This is a genomic window from Gluconobacter sp. P1D12_c, from assembly GCF_018812105.1.
In the GTDB taxonomy this organism is placed as follows: Bacteria; Pseudomonadota; Alphaproteobacteria; order Acetobacterales; family Acetobacteraceae; genus Gluconobacter; species Gluconobacter oxydans_A.
On sequence record NZ_JACSIQ010000075.1, the window covers coordinates 1 to 815 of the forward strand.

An 815-nucleotide genomic window follows, 5' to 3' on the forward strand; every position below is an offset into this window, starting at 1 on the left:
TGCCAATTGCACATCATGTGACCCAGCCATCCCGCATGGCTGCGATCCTGATTGACGAGATGCGTCGCCGAAGCATTCTCCTGCCGTCGGTCACTGTCATTGAAGCCTTGGTGCGCCGTGCTCGCCAGCAGGCCGATCACCTTGTCCATGACGTCCTTGCAGGGGATCTGCCGCCGGAAACCCGTTGTCGTTTGGACAAAATGCTGGAGCGTCGTGGCGATCGCAGTGCCTCCTGGCTCTCGTGGCTGCGTAACCCGCCCTTGTCACCAGCCGCGCGCAATATCCTGCGATTGCTGGAACGCCTGGAGTGTGTACGATCACTGCGCCTCGACAGCGCTCGCGCCACTACCATACCGCGTGTGGCCTTTGACCGTTTGAGCGAAGAAGCTGCCCGGATTACGCCCCAGCATCTGGCCGAGCTTCGGTCATCCCGTCGTTACGCCATTCTGGTGGCAGCCGGGGTCCGACTTGAGGAGGTTCTAACCGACGCGGCCCTCACAATGATGGACAAACTCCTCGGAAGCATGATGCGCCGTGCCGAGCACCGGATCCGTGACAAAGCGATTGTCACCATGCGATCGTTGCAGGCCCAGCTTCGTCTGCTGACAACCTCTTGCCGTCATCTGATTGAGGCCCGTGATCAGGGCGTTGATTCACTGTCTGCCATTACGGGAATTGACTGGCCCCGCCTCCAGGACGCCATCGGCAGGGCTGAAACCCTGACAGCTCCAGAGACCATTGATCGCACGGCCGAACTGATCAACCGGCATCGCTCTCTTCGTCCTGCCATTGGTCCATTCCTGAACGCGTTCCAG

1 pseudogene is annotated in these 815 nt (G+C 60.2%); it reads left to right on the forward strand.

Features of this window, described 5'->3' with window-relative positions:
- Window positions 1-815, forward strand: a pseudogene (locus tag KP705_RS15590) (Tn3 family transposase); the annotation flags it as partial.